Here is an 18486-nt window from a genome sequence, read left to right on the forward strand (position 1 = left end):
AATGCACTGACCTCTGCGCTCCTGGAGTTCCGCGAGGTTAGAACCGATCCAAAGTCGCACTACAGCCTACCCGAGAGTTTGGCTTGCCAGAGCATAGGTCTTCGGCATAGCGGGGCCGCTGGCGGCAAAATCGGCGAGGCGTTTGCCCAGCGACATGGTCAGCACCGTGTCGTAGACCGGCATCCCGCTATGCGACAGCAAGGCGGCAAACTCACCGCTCTCCATATGCGTGTCCACCCTGAGGAAGCTGCCTGAATGCTGCGCCACATGCGGGCGCGCAACTGCTACCGCATCGGTGTCGTTTTCAGCCACAAGCGGTCCCAGGACATGGCCGCGCCCGAACGGCCGGCAGAGCGCGAAAGCGCGTAACCTGCCGCCCCTAAAAAGACCATAACCGACCGAATGCGCGAACAGCTTTTCAAAGAGCGCGGTCCGCTTGACGCCGAATGCCACCGCGTCGAGCGCGATCGCAGCCGCCATATCCCTGTCGGTCAAAACCCGAAGCTCGCCCCGCGTCTCCGCCGGCCTGCCCGCCGCTTCGGCGCGGGCGATTCCCTGGCATTGATAAACGGTCTTTTCCGGCTGGAAGTCGAGCGAGAGATAGAGCCGCCTTGCCGCGCGCGTCGCATTGAGGCGCAGATCGCGCCCGCCGACCTTCTCGAAGACTCGCTTCATCAGCCATTGCCCGGCGCCGAGCGTCTGCAGGCGCGGCGAGGTGATGACCATGCCGACGGTCGCGAAGCCAGCGCCATGCCCGAACCACATGGCCGAACCCAGAACCCGGCCGATCTCATCGAGCGCCACGAACCCTTGACCCGAGCCGCGCAGGAACTGCCAGTCCTCGGCTCGGTGTGGCCATCCCACGGACAGGGACAGCGCATGCAGCCGCTCGAGCTCGACGTCTTCGATGTCGCCGACGCGCATCGAGAAAGTGTCGATTTTCAAGCTTCCGGACGGCTTCAATTCCATCCCCCCTGAAGATTGTCGCAAGAGAAGTCGCCACCCGATCAGCGGTCCTCTGCCTGCCAACGCTAACCGAGCGGACCCGTAGGATTTGCTCGAAAGCCGCACGCCAACGCTAGATTCGACTGAAACACTTCCGCTTTCGGCACGCAATCGCGAAAGCGTGCGCGCATCCTCTCTCGGAAATCTTGCAAGCCTGCGCAGGACGGCAGCGTTCCGGCGAACCGAAATCCCTTGAGGAGCTGAATGGACGTTCTTGACATCCTCGACCGGCTTGTCGCCTTCCCCTCCATCGCCGGCAAGCCGAATGCCGACATCGCCGGCTGGATCGAGGCCCATCTCGCGAAACACGCAGCGCAGATCGCGCTGCTCCCGGGGCCGGAAGGCGACCGCTTCAATCTCTTTGCCACGATCGGTCCCGCCGGCGTCCCGGGCTATGTCCTGTCCGGCCATATGGATGTCGTCCCCGCCAGCGAGCCGCAATGGAGCTCGGACCCGTTCACCTTGCGCCGGGAGGGTGAGCGGCTCTACGGGCGTGGCACCACCGACATGAAAGGATTTCTTGCGGCAGCACTCGCGGCTTTGCCTGTATTGGCAAAACTGCGCCTCGCCAGGCCGATCCATGTCGCTTTCTCCTATGATGAGGAAATCGGATGCCGCGGCGTGCCGCATCTGATTGCCCGGCTCCCCGAACTTTGCGCCAAGCCCCTCGGGGTCATCGTCGGCGAACCGAGCGGCATGCGCGCCGTGCGCGGCCACAAGGGCAAGGCAGCGGCCCGCATCACCATCCATGGGCGCCCCGGCCATTCTTCCCGCCCCGATCTCGGGCGCAACGCCATACATGGTATGGCCGAAACGCTCGGCGCCGTCGTGAGCGAAGCCGAGCGGCTGACGCACGGCCCGTTCGACGCGGCCTTCGAACCGCCCTACTCCTCGCTTCAGGCGGGCGTGATCAAGGGCGGACAGTCGGTCAACATCATCCCCGACATCTGCACACTGGACCTGGAAGCGCGCGCCATCCCCGGCGTCGACCCGGCCAGCCTGCTCGCGCCGGTCAGGGCCAGGGCGGAGACCCACGCGACCGATGGTTTTCGCCTCGAGTGGACGCCGCTCAGCGCCTATCCGGCGCTGTCGCTGCCGCGGAACGCGCGGCTGGCGGCGCTGCTGCAAGAGCTGACCGGCCAAGCGCCGCTTGCCGCCGTCAGCTATGGCACCGAGGCTGGGCTCTACCAGGCGGCCGGGCTGGATGCGATCATCTGCGGCCCGGGCGACATCGCACGCGCTCACAAGCCGGACGAGTACATCCTGGCCAACGAACTCGTCGCCTGCCAGCAGATGATTGAGGCGCTCGGCGCGCATTGCGCTGCCTGAAGGAGCAACCGGAATGACCTTCCTGTTCAACTCCGATGCGCGGCGCGGCGCGATCTTCGCCGAAGCCTTCGCGAAGGAATTGCCTGACCTCCCCTTCATCATGGATCCCGCGACGGTCGATCCCGACACAGTGCGCTATCTCATCACCTGGACGGTGCCGGAAAACCTCGATCGCTACAGCAATCTGGAAATCCTGTTCTCCATCGGCGCCGGCGTCGACCAGTTCCGCTTCGATGCGGTGCCCGCGACGGTGAAGGTCGTGCGCATGATCGAGGAAGGCATCGTGCGCATGATGCAGGAATATGTCGCGCTCGCCGTGCTTGCGCTTCATCGCAACCTGCCCGCCTATCTGGCGCAGCAGCGCGCCAGCGAGTGGCGCGATATCGCGCAGCCTCAGGCCGGGTCGCGCCGGATCGGCGTGCTCGGTCTCGGCCAACTGGGCCAGGCCGTCCTCGACCGGCTGAAGCCTTTCGGCTTTCCGCTTGCCGGCTGGAGCCGCTCGCCGCGACACATCGAGGGCGTGGCCTGCCATCATGGCGAGCTTGGGCTGGAGAAGATGCTCACGGCTAGCGACATACTGGTCTGCCTGCTGCCGCTGACCGGGAAGACACGCGGCTTCCTCGATGCCGGGCTGTTTGCGAAACTGCCTGAAGGCGCAGCACTGATCCACACTGGGCGGGGGCCGCAGCTCGATCACGAAGCGCTAGTCGCCGCGCTCGACAGCGGCCAGCTTTCGGCGGCGATGATCGACGTCACCGATCCCGAGCCATTGCCCGCGGGCCATCCATTCTGGTCACATCCGAAGATCATCTTGACCCCGCATGTCGCCAGCGTCACCCAGCCGGCGACCGCCGCGCGCGCCGTCGTCGACAACATCAGGCGTCATCGCGCCGGTCTCGACCCGATCGGGCTCGTCGACCGGTCGCGCGGCTATTGAAGCTCCAACCAGAAAGGCCGCCCCTTGTCCCTGCTCAAGACCGTCGATACCGATCCGTCCTTCGCGCCACGCCAATCCAAGGCCTTGCCCGAGCGGCTGATCGCCGGCGACCCGGCCTTCAAGACCTGGGCGCAGGACGCCGCCAAGGACGACCTCGTCCACACCGGCGTCTGGGAAGCGACACCGGGCGAGACGCGCTCGATCAAGGGCGAGACCTTCGAATTCTGTCACATCCTCGCCGGCGTGATCGAAATCACGCCCGACGGCGGCAAGCCGGTGACTTATCGTGCCGGCGACAGTTTTGTCATGAAACCCGGCTTCACCGGCATTTGGAAGACCATCGAAACGGTGCGCAAGATCTACGTGACGGTCGGTTGACGGCGCCCGGCTTCAGGCACCGCAACAGATTTTGCCGTCCCGCCGGGCCTGCGCGCAACAATCGTCGGCGGTGGTTCGGCGAACGATGCATGCTGCTTGTCCGCCTACGCTAGGCTCATGGCCGATGTTGCTGAGTGGTTGCCCATGAGCCTGAACTTCGATCCGGACAAGGTTGCTCTCCCCGTCGGCCATTTCATCGGTGGCGAGTTGATCGCGGCAGAGGGCGCGATCGAGATGCGCCGCCCGTCGGACGGCAAGGCATACGCCGCCTGCCCGGTGGCGGGCGTCGACATGATCGACCGCGCAGTGGAAAGCGCCAAGGGGGCCCTGACGTCGAGCAACTGGGGCGGCGTTCGCCCGCGTGAGCGCACGAGGGCCCTGCAGGCCTGGGCCGACCTGATGGAGGCGGAAGCCGCGACGCTCGCCCGGATCGAGGCGCTGTCCTCGACGCGGCCCGTCGGCCAGCTCGTCGCGGGCGACATCGCCGTGACCGCCGAGCAGATCCGCTTCTTTGCCGAATTCGCCGACAAGGAAGGCAGCGAGCTCGTACCGACCGACGACGCCAGCCTCGGCATGATCATGAGCGAGCCCTATGGCGTGGTCGGCGCGATCACGCCGTGGAATTTTCCGATCTCGATGGCGGGCTGGAAGCTCGGTCCGGCGCTGGCAGCCGGCAACGCAGTGGTGCTGAAGCCGTCGGAAATGACGCCCTTCTCGGCCGTCTATCTGGCGGAACTCGCTGTGAGGGCCGGCCTGCCGGCGGGGCTGATCAATGTGGTGCTCGGCGACGGCCCGACGACCGGCACGGCGCTGACCGGCCATGCCGAGATCGCCAAGGTCAGCTTCACCGGCTCGACCCGCGCCGGTTCCGCCATCATGGAGAACGTCGCTCGTACCGGTGTCAAGCCGATGACGCTGGAACTCGGCGGCAAGAGCCCGCAGATCGTCTTCGCCGACGCCGACCTCGACAAGGCGGCAGCGGCGATCGCCGGCAGCGTCACCTTCAATGCCGGCCAGGCCTGCGTCGCCGGCACGCGCCTGATCGTCGAGAAAGGCATCGCCGACCGGCTTACGGCTGCCATCGTAGAACGAATGAAGGCGGTGCGGCCCGGCCCGACCTGGGACCAGGCGACGCAGTATTCGCCGATCATTTCGGAACGGCAGCGGGCACGCGTCGACAGCATCGTGCGGGCCGCGGTTGGGCCCGGCGGCGAATGCCTGACCGGCGGCGTGGCCATGGACGCTCCGGGCTATTTCTACGAGCCGACGCTGATTGCCAATGTCGACCAGGCCAATCCGGCCATCGTCGAGGAGATCTTCGGCCCGGTCCTGACCGTCCAGACCTTCGACACCGAGGAAGAGGCGCTGGCGCTGGCCAGCCATCCGACTTATGGACTGGCTTCCGGCCTGTTCACCGCAGACCTGTCCCGCACCATCCGTCTCGCGCGCAAGCTCGAAGCGGGCACCGTCTGGGTCAACCGCTACAGCCGCTCGCGCGACCACATCCTGCCGACCGGCGGCTACAAGCGCTCCGGCATCGGCAAGGACCTTGGCCGCGAGGCCTATCTCGCCAACCGTAGGACCAAGAGCGTCCTGGTCAGCCTGTGAAGAGATGCCGATGAAATCCCATTCAATCGCCCTGATCCCTGGTGACGGTATCGGCCGCGATGTGACCGCCGCCGCCTGGACGGTACTGGAAACAGCAGCCAAGCAGTCGGGCTTTGCCTTGGCCGGAACCGAATTTCCCTGGTCCTGCGAATTTTACAAGGACACTGGCAGCATGATGCCGGAGGACGGCATCGAGACCCTGCGCGGCTTCGACGCCATCCTGCTCGGCGCGGTCGGCTGGCCGGCGGAAGTGCCGGATTCTGTTTCGCTCCATGGCCTGCTGCTGCCGATCCGTAAGGCATTCGCGCAGTATGCCAACATCCGGCCGCATCGTCTGCTGCCAGGGGTGACCGGGCCGCTGCGGGCCGAGAGCTTCGACATATTGTGCATTCGCGAGAACACCGAGGGTGAATATTCCGGCGCCGGCGGTCGCGTGCACCAAGGCACGCCGGACGAAGTCGCGGTGGAGACATCGATCTTCACCCGTGCCGGCGTCGAGCGAATCCTGCGCTTCGGCTTCGAGCAGGCGCGGGCGCGGCGCGGCAAGCTCGCCTCCGTCACCAAGTCCAACGCGCAGAAATACTCGATGGTGTTCTGGGACGAGATCACGCGCAAGCTGGCGGCCGAGTATCCTGATGTCACAGTCACCAGCTACCACGTCGACGCGCTCGCCGCCCGCATGATCATGCAGCCGGAAAGCCTTGACGTCGTCGTCGCCTCCAATCTCTTCGGCGACATCCTGACCGACATCGGCGCGGCGATGCAGGGCGGGCTCGGCTACGCCGCCTCCGCCAACATCAATCCCGACCACTCGGTGCCGTCAATGTTCGAACCGGTGCACGGCTCGGCGCCCGACATCGCCCATCTTGGCATCGCCAATCCGATAGCCACCATCTGGTCGGCTGCGATGATGCTCGATCATCTAGGCGAAAGAAACGCGGCCGAGCGCGTCATGACGGCGCTCGAGGCGACAACCGCGCGAGGCATTGGAACCACCCCCGGAAAGGATCGCACGGAAGCGATCACAGCCGCCGTCGTCGCGGCGCTCAGCTGAATGCAAGGTCGTTTTCGATGAAAAACCTGAAGGACAAAAGCCTTTTCCGCGAAGCCGGCCTGATCGGCGGCGAATGGGTCGCTGCCGGCTCCAGCAAAACGATCGACGTGATCGATCCGGCAACCCAGGCGGCGATCGGCACCGTGCCGGACATGGCCGGCCCTGAAACGCGCGCGGCCATCGAAGCCGCGGCCTCCGCCTATCGGGGCTGGAGGAAGAAGACTAATGCCGAGCGCGCCGCCCTGCTGGAAGCCTGGCATGGACTGATGCTTGCGCATCTGGACGATCTGGCGCTGATCCTGACGACGGAACAGGGCAAGCCGCTGGACGAGGCCAAGGGCGAAATCCGCTACGGCGCGTCCTTCGTCAAATGGTTCTCGGAAGAGGCGCGCCGCATCAACGGCCACACCATCCCCTCGCCGACCTCGGATCGCCGCATCGTCGTGTTGAAGGAACCGGTCGGTGTCTGCGGTATCATCACGCCGTGGAATTTTCCCAACGCGATGATCACCCGCAAGGTCGCGCCGGCGCTGGCCGCCGGCTGCACGGTGGTGATCAAGCCCTCCGAGTTCACGCCCTATTCGGCGCTGGCGCTTAGCGTTCTCGCCGAACGCGCGGGCATCCCCGCCGGCGTCATCAACATCGTCACCGGCATGCCGACCGGGATCGGCAATGAGATCATGGCGAACGAGACCGTGCGCAAGATCTCTTTCACCGGCTCGACGCGCGTCGGCTCGCTGCTGATGCGCGGCGCGGCCGATAGCGTGAAGCGGCTCAGCCTCGAACTCGGCGGCAATGCGCCCTTCATCGTCTTCGACGACGCCGATCTCGATCTCGCCGTCGAGGGCGCGCTCGTCTCGAAATTCCGCAATGGTGGCCAGACCTGCGTGTGCGCCAACCGCATCCTCGTCCAGGCCGGTGTCCATGACGCCTTCGCCGCGAAGCTCAGCGCCCGCGTCAACGCCATGACGGTAGGGCCCGGCACACAGCCCGGCGTCGCAATCGGACCGATGATCAACATGGCGGCGGTCGAGAAAATCAACCGCCATGTCGAGGACGCGCTCGCCAAGGGTGCTGCGATCATCACGAAGAGGCCAGCCTTGCCGCAGGGGCCGCAGTATGTCGCGCCGCTGGTGCTGACCGGCGCCACGGCAGAGATGCAACTCGCCGGCGAAGAAACCTTCGGTCCGGTCGCGCCGCTGTTCCGGTTCGAGACCGAAGAAGAAGCGATCGCGCTCGCTAACGGCACCCCCTACGGGCTCGCCTCCTACTTCTACACGGAGAATTTGAAACGCGCCTGGCGCGTCGGCGAGGCGCTGGAGTTCGGCATGGTGGGCTTGAACACCGGCTCGGTCTCGATGGAGGTCGCACCCTTCGGCGGCGTCAAGCAGTCCGGGCTCGGACGCGAGGGCGCGCAGGCCGGCATCGAGGAATATCTCGAGATGAAGAGCTTTCACATGGGCGGGCTGGGCTAAGCTCCGCCTCGATCATTGGATCCGGTCGAGCGCCTTGTAGTAGAGGCCGACCATCGGCAGAAACCACGGCTTGCCGGAATAGCCCGGGATTGCAGGCCACTCGAGCCCCTTCAGCGGATTGCGGTCCTCGCGGCCGAGCATGGCGTCGGCTAGCATCATGCCGAGATGGGTGGAAAGCTGCGCGCCATGACCGGAGTAGCCCATCGCGTACCAGACCCCCTCATGGTAGCCGGCGCGCGGGTAGCGGTCCTTGGTCATGTCGACCAGCCCGCCCCAGCAATAGTCGATCTCGACCTTGGCGAGTTGCGGGAAGATCGCCGCGAGGCTTGCGCGCAATATCTGCCCGCTCTTGGCGTCGGAGCGCTGGTCCGAGGTCGCCGAGAAACGCGCTCGGCCTCCAAAGATCAGGCGCTTGTCGGGTGCGAGCCGGAAGTAATTGCCGATGTTCATCGAGGTCACGCAGGTCCGATTGCCCGGCATGGTGGCATTGATCTCGGCGTCGCTCAACGGCCGCGTGGCGATGATGAAGCTGCCTACCGAGATGAGCCTGCGGCGGAAATAGCTGAAATTCGGCGTCGTGTAGGCGCCCGTCGCCACCAGCACATTGTCGGCGCTGATCTTGCCGCGGGACGTTGTCAGCTCGTGCCTGTTTCCTGATTGCCTGCGGTCCGTCACCCTGGTGTTCTCGTGGATGACCGCGCCGTGGCGGGCGGCGGCCGTGGCGAGGCCGGCCACATAGCGGCCCATGTGCATCATGGCGCTCTTTTTCGACAGCATCGCGCCATGGAAGGGCGAGCCGATTTCAGATTTGAGGTCGGTCGGCGACAGCAGCGCCGTATCCGGATCGACCTCGGCATGGATGGCTTCGAAGTTGCGGGCGATCGCTTCGAAATGCTGCGGCTTGGAGGCGAGCTTCAGCTTGCCGGCACGGCGGAAGTTGCAGTCGATGCTTTCCTCGGCGATCAGGGCCTCGACGGTGTCGACGGAGTCGTCCAGCGCCCGGTAGAGCGCGATGGCGCGTTCCTTGCCGAGCTCGGCCTTGGCCGAAAGGTAGCTGTGGGCGAGGCCATTGTTCAGATGCCCGCCATTGCGCCCGGACGCACCCCAGCCGACCCGCTCAGCTTCCAGCACGACCACCTTGGCGCCGGCCTTCGCCAATTGGCGTGCCGCGGCGAGACCGGTGAAGCCACCGCCGACGATTGCCGCATCGTAGTGCCCTTCGAGCGGGCCTTGCGCGCCGCCGGAAAAGACCGGAGCGGTGTCGTGCCAGTAGGAGACGAACTTCATCGGCAATCCGCCTGTCTCAAAGCCCGACCACGCCCGGAAGACCTGAAATGTCGGCGATCTCGGTGTAGCCGTAATAGGGGTTGGCCGGCTCGTGGCCGCGGTTCACCCAGACCTTGTTCTTGATGCCGAGATCATGCGCCGACATCAGGTCGTAGCGAAACGACGACGAGCAGTGAAGGATGTCTTCGGGGCCGCAGCCCAGCATGTCGAGCATATATTCGAAGGCTTTGAAGTGCGGCTTGTAGGCCTGTGCCTGCTCGGCCGTGTAGACGGCATGGAACGGCGCGCCGAGCTTGTCGACATTGGACATGATCTGCGCGTTCATGGCGTTGGAGAGGATCACCAGCGGAATTTCCTTGGCGACCTTGGCAAGGCCCGCCGGAACGTCGGCATGCGGACCCCAGGACGGCACGCGCTCATAGACCATCTTCGCGTCATCGGGGCTGAAGGCGACGGCGTTGCGCTTGCAGGCGCGCTCGAGCGCATTGTGGACCACATCGGCATAAGGTTTCCAGTCGCCCAAGATCTCATCCAGCCGATAGGCCGCGAAGTTCTTGATGAACTCCTGCATGCGCGGCTCATCGAGCCGGCTGCCGTAGAGGTCGCGCGCCGCCTCCGCCATCTGGAAATTGGTCAACGTGCCATAGCAGTCGAAGGTGATGTATTTGGGCCTGAAGGAAGCCATGTCCGTCGATCTCCGGTGGAAGCACACCCGCTCTGGGATTACTTGATCATATGCGGGCAGGCGACGAGCCACTTGACCGAAATCGGCTCTCCGAAAGCAGAAAGTTCCGTATCTGCCGTCAAGTTTGGCACGCTGTAGCATCTTGGCTGTCGACAAGCCCGCTATGGCGCGACGCTGAAGCGACAACCGAAGATGTTGCCAGCAGAAGATGCGGCGCGCGCCCCGCGCAAAGGCGAAAGATATCGCGGAGACCGAAATCTTCAGACGATCCGCCGCGCGCCGATGACCGAGACTTGCAGGCAGACGGAAGGATGCCTCATGCAGCAGGGCGAAATCGCAATCCAGGCTTTCGGGCCGGACCATATCGAGGGCGCGGTGGCGCTTTCTCGTCAGGAGAACTGGCCGCATCGCCCGCAGGACTGGCAGATGGCGCTGCAGCTTTCAAGCGGCGCGGTCGCTCTCGACGACGACGGCCGGGTTGTCGGCACCATCCTGGTAACGCCCTACGGTATGGATTGCGCCATGATCAATATGGTGATCGTCGACCGGAACGCCCGCGGCATGGGGCTCGGGCGCCGGCTGATGGAACAAGCCTTCGCTCTTGCTGAAGATCGGCCCCTGCGGCTCGTCGCGACGGCGGAAGGCATGCCGCTCTATGAAAAGTTCGGCTTTGTATCCTCGGGCACGATCCTGCAGCATCAGGGCAACGTCGCTGCGCTTGGCGCGCCGGACGGCGTGCGAGCGGCGAGCGCCGGCGATCTGCCGGAAATCAAGGCGATGGACCGCGACGCCTATGGCGCCGACCGCGAAGCCCTGATCGACGCGCTGGCCGAGCGCGGCCAATTCGCCGTCATCCGCCGCAACGGCGCGATCGAGGCCTATGCCGCGATCCGCCCGTTCGGACGCGGCGAGGTGATAGGCCCAGTGATCGCGGGCAGTGCCGACGACGCCAGGGCTCTGATCAGCTTTTTCGCCGCCTCGCGCCCCGGCGCCTTCCTGCGCGTCGATACGGACAGCCGCACCGGCATCGCCGGCTGGCTCACGGAAATCGGCCTCGGCCATGTCGGCGGCGGCGTGGCCATGGATCGCCCGTCTCGGACGGCCGCGGCACAGGCCCGGCCAAAAGTTTACGCCCTCGCCAACCAGGCGCTCGGCTAGTTCGGAGAAAAACAATGCTCGCCAATTCGCTGATCGAACTCGACCGCGCCCATCTCATCCATCCGGTCTCCTCCTATCGCGGCCACGAGGCGCTCGGCGTGCGCGTGCTGAAGTCGGCGAAGGGCGCCACAGTGACCGATGCATCCGGCAAGCAACTCGTCGACGGTTTCGCCGGGCTTTGGTGCGTCAATGCCGGCTACGGCCACGACAGCATCGTCGAGGCGGCGGCCCGGCAAATGCGCGAGCTTCCTTACGCCACCGCCTATTTCGATCTCGGCTCGGAGCCGGCGATCCGGCTCGCTTCGGAACTGGCCGAGCGCGCTCCGGGCGACCTCAACCACGTCTATTTCACGCTCGGCGGATCGGACGCGGTCGACAGCACGATCCGTTTCGTCCGCTACTACTGGAATGCCAAGGGCGAGCCGCAGCGCGACCAGTTCATTTCGATCGAGCAAGGCTATCACGGCTCGTCGGTGGTTGGCGCCGGCCTGACGGCCCTGCCCGCCTTCCACGCCGGCTTCGGCATTCCCTTCGAATGGCAGCACAAGATCCCGTCACCCTATCCCTATCGCAACCCGGTCGGGGAGGACGGCAATGCGATCATCGCCGCGTCGCTCGCCGCGCTGAAGGCCAAGATCGAGGCCATCGGACCAGAGCGGGTCGCCGCCTTCTACGCCGAGCCGATCCAGGGTTCGGGTGGTGTCATCGTGCCGCCGAAGGGCTGGATCAAGGCGATCCGCGCGCTGTGCCGGGAGTATGGCATCCTGTTCATCGCCGACGAGGTGATCACCGGCTTCGGCCGCACCGGGCCGCTGTTCGCCTGCACGGAAGAGGACGTCGTTCCCGATTTCATGACGACCGCGAAGGGCCTGACCTCGGGCTATGTTCCCATGGGCGCCGTGTTCATGGCCGACCACGTCTACCAAGTCATCGCCGATGGCGCGGGCAACGCGGCGGTCGGCCACGGCTACACCTACTCCGCTCATCCGGTCAGCGCCGCCGTCGCGCTCGAAGTGTTGAAGCTCTATGAGGACGGCCTTCTGGAGAACGGCATCAAGGCCGGCGCTCGCCTAATGGCAGGCCTGTCTGCCTTGAGCGACCATCCGCTCGTCGGCGACGTTCGCGGCCGCGGCATGCTTGCCGCGATCGAGCTGGTGGTCGACAAAAAGCAGAAGACGCCGCTGCCGGCGTCGGCGATGCCGGCACGGCGGGTCTTCGACAGGGCCTGGGACAACGGCCTGATCATCCGCGCCTTTGCCAATGGCGTCCTCGGCTATGCCCCGCCGCTCTGCTGCACCGACGAAGACATCGACGCGATTATCGAGCGCACGCGCCTCACGCTCGACCAGACGCTGGCCGATCCAGATGTCCGCGAGGCCCTTGCATGACAAGCGGCGGATTTTTCGCATCTCGAAATATCGCCGGAGCGGACGATTTCGCAATTTTGTGCCGCTGCCCCGCGCCTTTTCGGCGAATCCAGCGCGGGGGAAGTGCCAGACTGCACAGAAGACAAGGCCACAAAGCCCGGAATTATTGGGCTTTGAAAAGGCCGACGCCCCGGACAGCACGGAATTTTGTTCTGTTCAGCACCATGCAATTCGGCCGCGCGCAGAGGAGAGCCAGATTTGGCCAGGGGCTTTAGCGAATTCAAATACCTGACCTTCGACGTCGTCGGCACGCTGATCGACTTCGAAAGCGGTATCACGAACTGCCTGGCTGGAATTGCCGCCGAGACCGGCGTGGCCATCGACGGCGAGGAAGCGCTGGCACTTTATCGGCAGGCTCGTTACATGCCCGGCGCGGGGTTGTTCCCGGACGATCTCGCGCGCGTCTACACCGTCATCGCGCCGCAGCTCGGCCTGCCCGCCGAAGAGAAATACGGTGTTCGCCTGAGGGATTCCGCAAGCGTCTGGAAAGGCTTTCCCGATAGCGCGGCGGCACTGGCCGACCTTGCGAAATCCCACAAGCTGATCGCCATGACCAATGCGCGGCGCTGGGCGCTCGACCATTTCGAGCAGCAGCTCGGGTCGCCCTTCTTCGCCACCTTCACCGCCGACGACACCGGTACGGAGAAACCCGACCCGGCCTTCTTCCAGAAGGTCTTCGATTTCGTGGCATCGCGTGGCGACAGCAAGGACGACATCCTGCATGTCGCGCAAAGCCAGTACCACGACATCGGCATCTCCCGGGCGCTCGGCATGACCAATTGCTGGATCGAGCGCCGGCACGCCCAGAAGGGCTATGGCGGCACGATCGAGCCCGAGCGCTTCACCGTGCCGGACTATCACTTCACCTCAATGGCCGCCCTCGCGGCTGCCGTGCGCGAGAGCCTGAAGGAGCGAATCTGAACCTAAGCCCGGAAAGCCGCAGCAAGACGAGCATACCGACCAACCAACAGAAAGGGGAATGAACATGAATGACAAGATCACCAACTGGACCAGCGCAGACGATGCCATGGTCGAAAACGCCATCCGGCGGGGTGCCAGCCGCCGCGAACTCCTCAAGATGCTGCTTGCGGGCGGCGCCGCAGTTGCCGCGGGCAGCTTCGTGCTCGGCCGTGCCACGCAGGCCGTCGCCGCCACGCCGGTTTCCGGTGGAAACTTGAAAGCGGCCGGCTGGTCGTCTTCGACCGCCGACACGCTCGATCCGGCCAAGGCGTCGCTCTCCACCGACTATGTCCGCTGCTGCTCGCTCTACAACCGCCTGACCTTCCTCGACAAGGATGGCAAGACGCAGATGGAACTCGCCGAGAGTTTCGACAGCAAGGACGCCAAGACCTGGACGGTGAAACTGCGCAAGGGCGTCACCTTCCACGACGGCAAGGATCTGACGGCCGACGACGTGGTCTTTTCGCTGAAGCGTCATCTCGACAAAGCGGTCGGCTCCAAGGTCGCCAAGATCGCCGCGCAGATGACCGGCTTCAAGGCGGTCGACAAGTCTACCGTGGAAATCACGCTCGCCGATCCGAACGCCGACCTGCCGACCATCCTGGCGCTGCACCACTTCATGATTGTCCAGGACGGCACGACTGATTTCTCCAAGGGCAACGGCACCGGCGCTTTCGTGCTGCAGACGTTCGAACCGGGTGTGCGTTCGGTGGTCACCAAGAACAAGAACTACTGGAAATCGGGTAAGCCCTATCTCGACTCCTTCGAGTTCATCGCCATCAGTGACGACAGCGCCCGCGTGAACGCGCTGCTTTCGGGTGACATCGCCTTCGCCGCCTCGATCAATCCACGGGCGATGAAACTGCTGGAAAGCCAGCAGGACTTTGAACTGTCGAAGACGACCTCGGGCAACTACACCGACCTCAACATCCGGCTCGACATGGATCCGGGCAACAAGGCCGACTTCGTCGCCGGCATGAAGTATTTGGTCAACCGCGAGCAGATCGTCAAATCGGCATTGCGCGGCCTCGGCGAGATCGGCAACGACCAGCCCGTCTCCCCGGCCAACATCTTCCACAATGCCGACCTCAAGCCGAAGGCCTTCGACCCGGACAAGGCGAAGTTCCACTTCCAGAAGGCGGGCCTGCTCGGCCAGTCCATCCCGGTGATCGCCTCCGATGCGGCGACTTCGTCGATCGACATGGCGGTGATCATCCAGGCAGCGGGTGCCGACATCGGCATGAAGCTCGACGTGCAGCGCGTTCCGTCCGATGGCTACTGGGACAATTACTGGCTCAAGGCGCCAATCCATTTCGGCAACATCAATCCGCGCCCGACGCCGGACATCCTGTTCTCGCTCCTATACGCTTCGAACGCGCCGTGGAACGAAAGCCAGTACAAGTCCGAGAAGTTCGACAAGATGCTTGTGGAGGCGCGCGGCTCACTCGACCAGGCCAAGCGCAAGGAGATCTATGGCCAGATGCAGACCATGATCGCCGACGAGGCTGGCACCATCATCCCGGCCTACATTTCCAACGTCGATGCCCTCTCCAGCAAGGTGAAGGGTTTGGAAGCGAACCCGCTCGGTGGCATGATGGGCTACGCAATGGCGGAATATCTCTGGCTTGAAGCCTGAGACGCCTGCCGGGGCCGGCCGACCGGCCCCGGCACTGCATTGCGCAGGATAGTTTGACCGAATGCAGCCGCAGGGAGCGCTTCCATGAAATCTGGGGTTCTCAACCTCGTGGTCAAGCGGCTGGGCATTGCGGTCGTCACGCTTCTGATCGTCCTGTTCGCCGTGTTTTTCGCCACCAGCATGCTGCCAGGCGACACGGCGTCGATCCTGCTCGGTCAGGCGGCGACTCCCGAAGCGGTCGCCGGCCTGCGCGAGGCCATGCATCTCAACGATCCGGCGATCCTGCGTTTCCTGCGCTGGCTTGTCGGCCTACTCCACGGCGACCTCGGTACCTCCTATGCCAATCAAATGCCGGTCGCGGCATTGATTGGCGGCCGCCTGGTCAACACGATGAAGCTCGCTGCCATCACCACGCTCCTCTCGGTGCCGCTGGCGCTGACACTCGGCATCACCACCGCCATGCTGCGCGGCTCGCTGTACGACCGCATCGTCACCGTGCTTTCAATCGGCGTTATCTCGGTGCCGGAATTCATGGTCGCGACGCTGTCGGTTCTGCTGTTTGCCGTCTATCTGAAATGGCTGCCGGCGCTGTCCTCGGTCAACGAGGCCCATTCGCTGACCGACCTCGTGCGCATCTATGCCATGCCGGTGATCACGCTCACCTTCGTCATCTCCGCCCAAATGATCCGCATGACTCGCGCCGCAGTGATCGAGACGCTGTCCACGCCTTATGTCGAGATGGCGCTGCTCAAGGGTGCCTCGCGCGGCCGCATGGTGCTGAGGCACGCGCTTCCCAACGCGCTCGGACCGATCGTCAACGCGGTTGCGCTGTCTTTGTCCTATCTTGTCGGCGGCGTCATCATCGTCGAGACGATCTTCAACTATCCCGGCATCGCAAAGCTGATGGTGGACGCCGTCGCGACCCGCGACCTGCCGCTGATCCAGAGCTGCGCGATGATCTTCTGCCTCGGGTATCTCCTGCTGATCACGGCCGCAGATATCGTGGCCATCATGTCCAACCCGAGGCTCAGATGACGATGGCGCGCGCGGTAGCCTCCCGGCGGTCCTTCCTGGGCCACAGCTATAACCTCGTCGGCGTCGTGGCCGCGCTGGTCATCCTGGCGTGGACGCTCGTCGCGATCTTCGCGCCCTACATCATTCCCCATCCGATCGGCGACATCGTCGACGACGACTATTTCGGCCCGATGCGTCAGGGGTTGTGGCTCGGCTCCGACTATCTGGGCCGCGACATGCTTTCGCGGGTTCTGATGGGTGCACGCTATACCGTCGGCATATCGCTCGCCGCGGTCTCCATCGCCTGCTTTTCGGGTGTCGTGCTGGGCATGGCTGCGGCCGTCACCGGCGGCTGGTTCGACACATGCCTCAGCCGCTTCCTGGACGCGATGAACTCCATCCCCAGCAAGCTGTTCGGCCTTGTGGTCGTCGCCGCGGTCGGCTCGTCGATCCCGGTACTGATCCTGACGCTCGCCGTCATCTACGTCCCGGGCGCCTATCGCTTCGCGCGGGCGCTCGCCGTCAACATCAACACGATGGACTTCATGACCGTCGCTCGCGTCCGCGGCGAAAGCACGGCCTATCTCATCGGGTCCGAGATCCTGCCAAACATCATCCGCCCGGTGCTTGCCGATTTCGGGCTGCGCTTCGTCTTCATCGTGCTCCTGCTTTCCGGCCTGTCCTTCCTCGGGCTTGGCCTGCAGCCGCCTTTGGCCGACTGGGGCGCGCTTGTGCGTGAGAACATCGGCGGCTTGCCCTTTGCCGCGCCCGCCGTCATCGTGCCCTCGCTAGCCATCGCCAGCCTCACCATCAGCGTCAACCTGCTGATCGACAACCTGCCGCACAAGATCAGGGACCGCGACGCATGACCAATCTCGTCGAGGTCAGGAAGCTGAGGATCGAGGCGACGACCGACGCCGGACGCGTCGTCGAAATCATCAGGGGCGTCAGCCTCGACATCGCCGACGGCGAGATCGTTGCGCTGATCGGCGAGAGCGGCTCCGGCAAGACGACTGTGGCGCTCTCGCTCATGGGCCATGCTCGGCCCGGCTGCCGGATCACCGGTGGTGAGATCAACGTCAACGGCAAGGACATGGCCGCTCTTTCCGAAAAGGAACGGGCAAAACTTCGGGGCACCGACATCGCCTATGTTCCGCAAAGTGCCGCCGCCTCCTTCAACCCCTCGTCTACCATCATGGAGCAGGTGATCGAGGTCACGCGCATCCATAGGCTGATGCCGCCGGAGCAGGCGCGCAAGCGAGCGGTCGAACTGTTCAGGTCCCTGTCGCTGCCGGACCCGGAAGGGATCGGTGCCCGCTATCCACACCAGGTTTCGGGCGGGCAATTGCAGCGGCTTGCGGCGGCCATGGCGCTGATCGGCGATCCCAAGCTGGTCATCTTCGATGAGCCGACGACGGCGCTCGACGTGACGACGCAGATCGACGTGCTGAAGGCCTTCAAGTCGGTGATGCGGGCGGGCGGGATCGCGGGTGTCTATGTGTCTCACGACCTCGCGGTCGTCGCCCAGATCGCCGACCGCATCGTGGTGTTGAAGGGCGGCGAAGTGCAGGAGACCGGCACCACGGCCGAAATCCTTTCAGCCGCCAAGCATCCCTATACGCGCGAGTTGCTGGCTGCCTTCGAACCCAAGCCCCGGCAAGCGAATGCGGATGGGGAGGCAGCGACCAATCAATTGCTGCGCATCGACAATGTCACGGCAGGCTACGGCGCGGTAGGGAGCGACGGACTGCCCCTCATTCGCGCTGTCGATTCCGTCAGCCTGGTTGTCGAGAAGGGGCGCAATCTCGGCGTCATCGGCGAATCCGGTTGCGGAAAATCCACGCTGGCGCGGGTCATCGCCGGCATCCATCCGGCGGCGGCGGGCGACATCGTCTTCGACGGCAAGCAGTTGCAGCGGGCGGCAGGCAAACGCAGCCAAGACCAGTTGCGTGAGATGCAGATCGTGTTCCAATACGCCGACACCGCGCTCAATCCGGCTAAGCCGGTGGCGGACATCATCGCTCGGCCGCTAGCCTTCTATCACGGGCTCGACAAGCGGGCGCGCTCAAAACGCGTCGACGAACTGCTCGACATGGTGCGCCTGCCGAGGGCGCTGCGCTATCGCCATCCGTCGGAACTCTCCGGCGGCCAGAAGCAGCGCGTGAATTTCGCGCGCGCTCTTGCCGCCGACCCCAAGCTCATCATCTGCGACGAGATCACCTCGGCTCTCGACACGGTGGTGGCGTCCGCCGTGATCGAGCTGCTCAAGGAGTTGCAACGCGAGTTGGGTCTGTCCTACATTTTCATCAGCCACGACCTCTCCGTCGTCGAGGCGATCTGCGACCAGATCATGGTCATGTACAATGGCGAGCGGGTGGAGCAGATCACGCCCGACAAGGTGAAGGCGCCCAGCCACCCCTATTCGAAGCTTCTGTTCTCCTCCGTGCCAAAGCTTGACCCGACCTGGCTTGACGGCCTCGTCCGCGATCCGGAACTCGTCAGCCAGTACGGCCATCGGTGAAAGCGGCGGCTC

General features: G+C 64.6%; 16 protein-coding genes. 13 read left to right on the top strand and 3 right to left on the bottom strand.

Annotation, left to right across the window (positions count from 1 at the left end):
* Positions 1-66: 66 nt before the first annotated feature.
* On the bottom strand, positions 67-969 hold the full coding sequence (locus DPM35_RS04735; protein WP_112126119.1) for a GNAT family N-acetyltransferase: 903 nt from the start codon (positions 967-969) through the stop codon (positions 67-69).
* Positions 970-1209: 240 nt separating this feature from the next.
* On the opposite strand from DPM35_RS04735, the gene argE reads away from it, so the two are divergent.
* The 6 genes from argE (at position 1210) to DPM35_RS04765 (ending at position 7786) form a co-directional block, all read left to right on the top strand.
* Entirely contained in the window at positions 1210-2334 is a 1125-nt protein-coding gene (argE, locus tag DPM35_RS04740; RefSeq protein ID WP_112126120.1) for an acetylornithine deacetylase, read from the top strand.
* A 13-nt stretch (positions 2335-2347) separates the two neighbouring features.
* A complete protein-coding gene (locus DPM35_RS04745) occupies positions 2348-3271 on the top strand; it encodes a 2-hydroxyacid dehydrogenase (protein ID WP_112126121.1) in 924 nt (307 codons plus the stop codon).
* A 24-nt stretch (positions 3272-3295) separates the two neighbouring features.
* A complete protein-coding gene (locus DPM35_RS04750; protein WP_112126122.1) occupies positions 3296-3649 on the top strand; it encodes a cupin domain-containing protein in 354 nt (117 codons plus the stop codon).
* Positions 3650-3793: 144 nt separating this feature from the next.
* Complete coding sequence (locus DPM35_RS04755) at positions 3794-5257, top strand: aldehyde dehydrogenase family protein (protein ID WP_112126123.1); 1464 nt, start codon at positions 3794-3796, stop codon at positions 5255-5257.
* A gap of 10 nt (positions 5258-5267) precedes the next feature.
* The gene (locus tag DPM35_RS04760) at positions 5268-6311 is read left to right on the top strand and encodes a tartrate dehydrogenase (protein WP_112126124.1); all 1044 of its coding nucleotides are present in this window, start codon (positions 5268-5270) and stop codon (positions 6309-6311) included.
* Between the two features lie 17 nt (positions 6312-6328).
* The gene (locus tag DPM35_RS04765) at positions 6329-7786 is read left to right on the top strand and encodes an NAD-dependent succinate-semialdehyde dehydrogenase (RefSeq protein WP_112126125.1); all 1458 of its coding nucleotides are present in this window, start codon (positions 6329-6331) and stop codon (positions 7784-7786) included.
* A 12-nt stretch (positions 7787-7798) separates the two neighbouring features.
* Here DPM35_RS04765 and DPM35_RS04770 read toward each other — a convergent pair whose 3' ends face one another.
* On the bottom strand, positions 7799-9073 hold the full coding sequence (locus tag DPM35_RS04770; protein ID WP_112126126.1) for an NAD(P)/FAD-dependent oxidoreductase: 1275 nt from the start codon (positions 9071-9073) through the stop codon (positions 7799-7801).
* A gap of 16 nt (positions 9074-9089) precedes the next feature.
* A complete protein-coding gene (locus DPM35_RS04775; RefSeq protein ID WP_112126127.1) occupies positions 9090-9758 on the bottom strand; it encodes a haloacid dehalogenase type II in 669 nt (222 codons plus the stop codon).
* A 318-nt stretch (positions 9759-10076) separates the two neighbouring features.
* Between DPM35_RS04775 and DPM35_RS04780 the strand changes: the two genes are divergently transcribed.
* From DPM35_RS04780 to DPM35_RS04810, 7 genes are all read left to right on the top strand, one after another.
* A complete protein-coding gene (locus DPM35_RS04780) occupies positions 10077-10916 on the top strand; it encodes a GNAT family N-acetyltransferase (RefSeq protein WP_112126252.1) in 840 nt (279 codons plus the stop codon).
* 14 nt (positions 10917-10930) lie between these two features.
* Positions 10931-12304 (top strand): aspartate aminotransferase family protein, encoded by a 1374-nt coding sequence (locus tag DPM35_RS04785; RefSeq protein WP_112126128.1) that lies wholly within the window; start codon positions 10931-10933, stop codon positions 12302-12304.
* A gap of 237 nt (positions 12305-12541) precedes the next feature.
* Entirely contained in the window at positions 12542-13264 is a 723-nt protein-coding gene (locus DPM35_RS04790; protein WP_112126129.1) for an HAD-IA family hydrolase, read from the top strand.
* Positions 13265-13328: 64 nt separating this feature from the next.
* Entirely contained in the window at positions 13329-14939 is a 1611-nt protein-coding gene (locus tag DPM35_RS04795; RefSeq protein WP_112126253.1) for an ABC transporter substrate-binding protein, read from the top strand.
* 84 nt (positions 14940-15023) lie between these two features.
* Positions 15024-15974 carry an ABC transporter permease gene (locus tag DPM35_RS04800; protein WP_112126130.1) on the top strand — a complete coding sequence of 317 codons (951 nt, stop codon included), beginning with the start codon at positions 15024-15026 and terminating at the stop codon, positions 15972-15974.
* Positions 15971-16822 (top strand): ABC transporter permease, encoded by an 852-nt coding sequence (locus tag DPM35_RS04805; RefSeq protein WP_112126131.1) that lies wholly within the window; start codon positions 15971-15973, stop codon positions 16820-16822. Before DPM35_RS04800 ends, DPM35_RS04805 begins: the two co-directional genes overlap by 4 nt.
* Positions 16819-18474, top strand: a complete 1656-nt coding sequence (locus DPM35_RS04810; RefSeq protein WP_112126132.1) for an ABC transporter ATP-binding protein — start codon at positions 16819-16821, stop codon at positions 18472-18474. Before DPM35_RS04805 ends, DPM35_RS04810 begins: the two co-directional genes overlap by 4 nt.
* The last annotated feature ends 12 nt before the right edge of the window (positions 18475-18486 follow it).

Source organism: Mesorhizobium atlanticum (assembly GCF_003289965.1).
GTDB classification, from domain to species: domain Bacteria; phylum Pseudomonadota; class Alphaproteobacteria; order Rhizobiales; family Rhizobiaceae; genus Mesorhizobium; species Mesorhizobium atlanticum.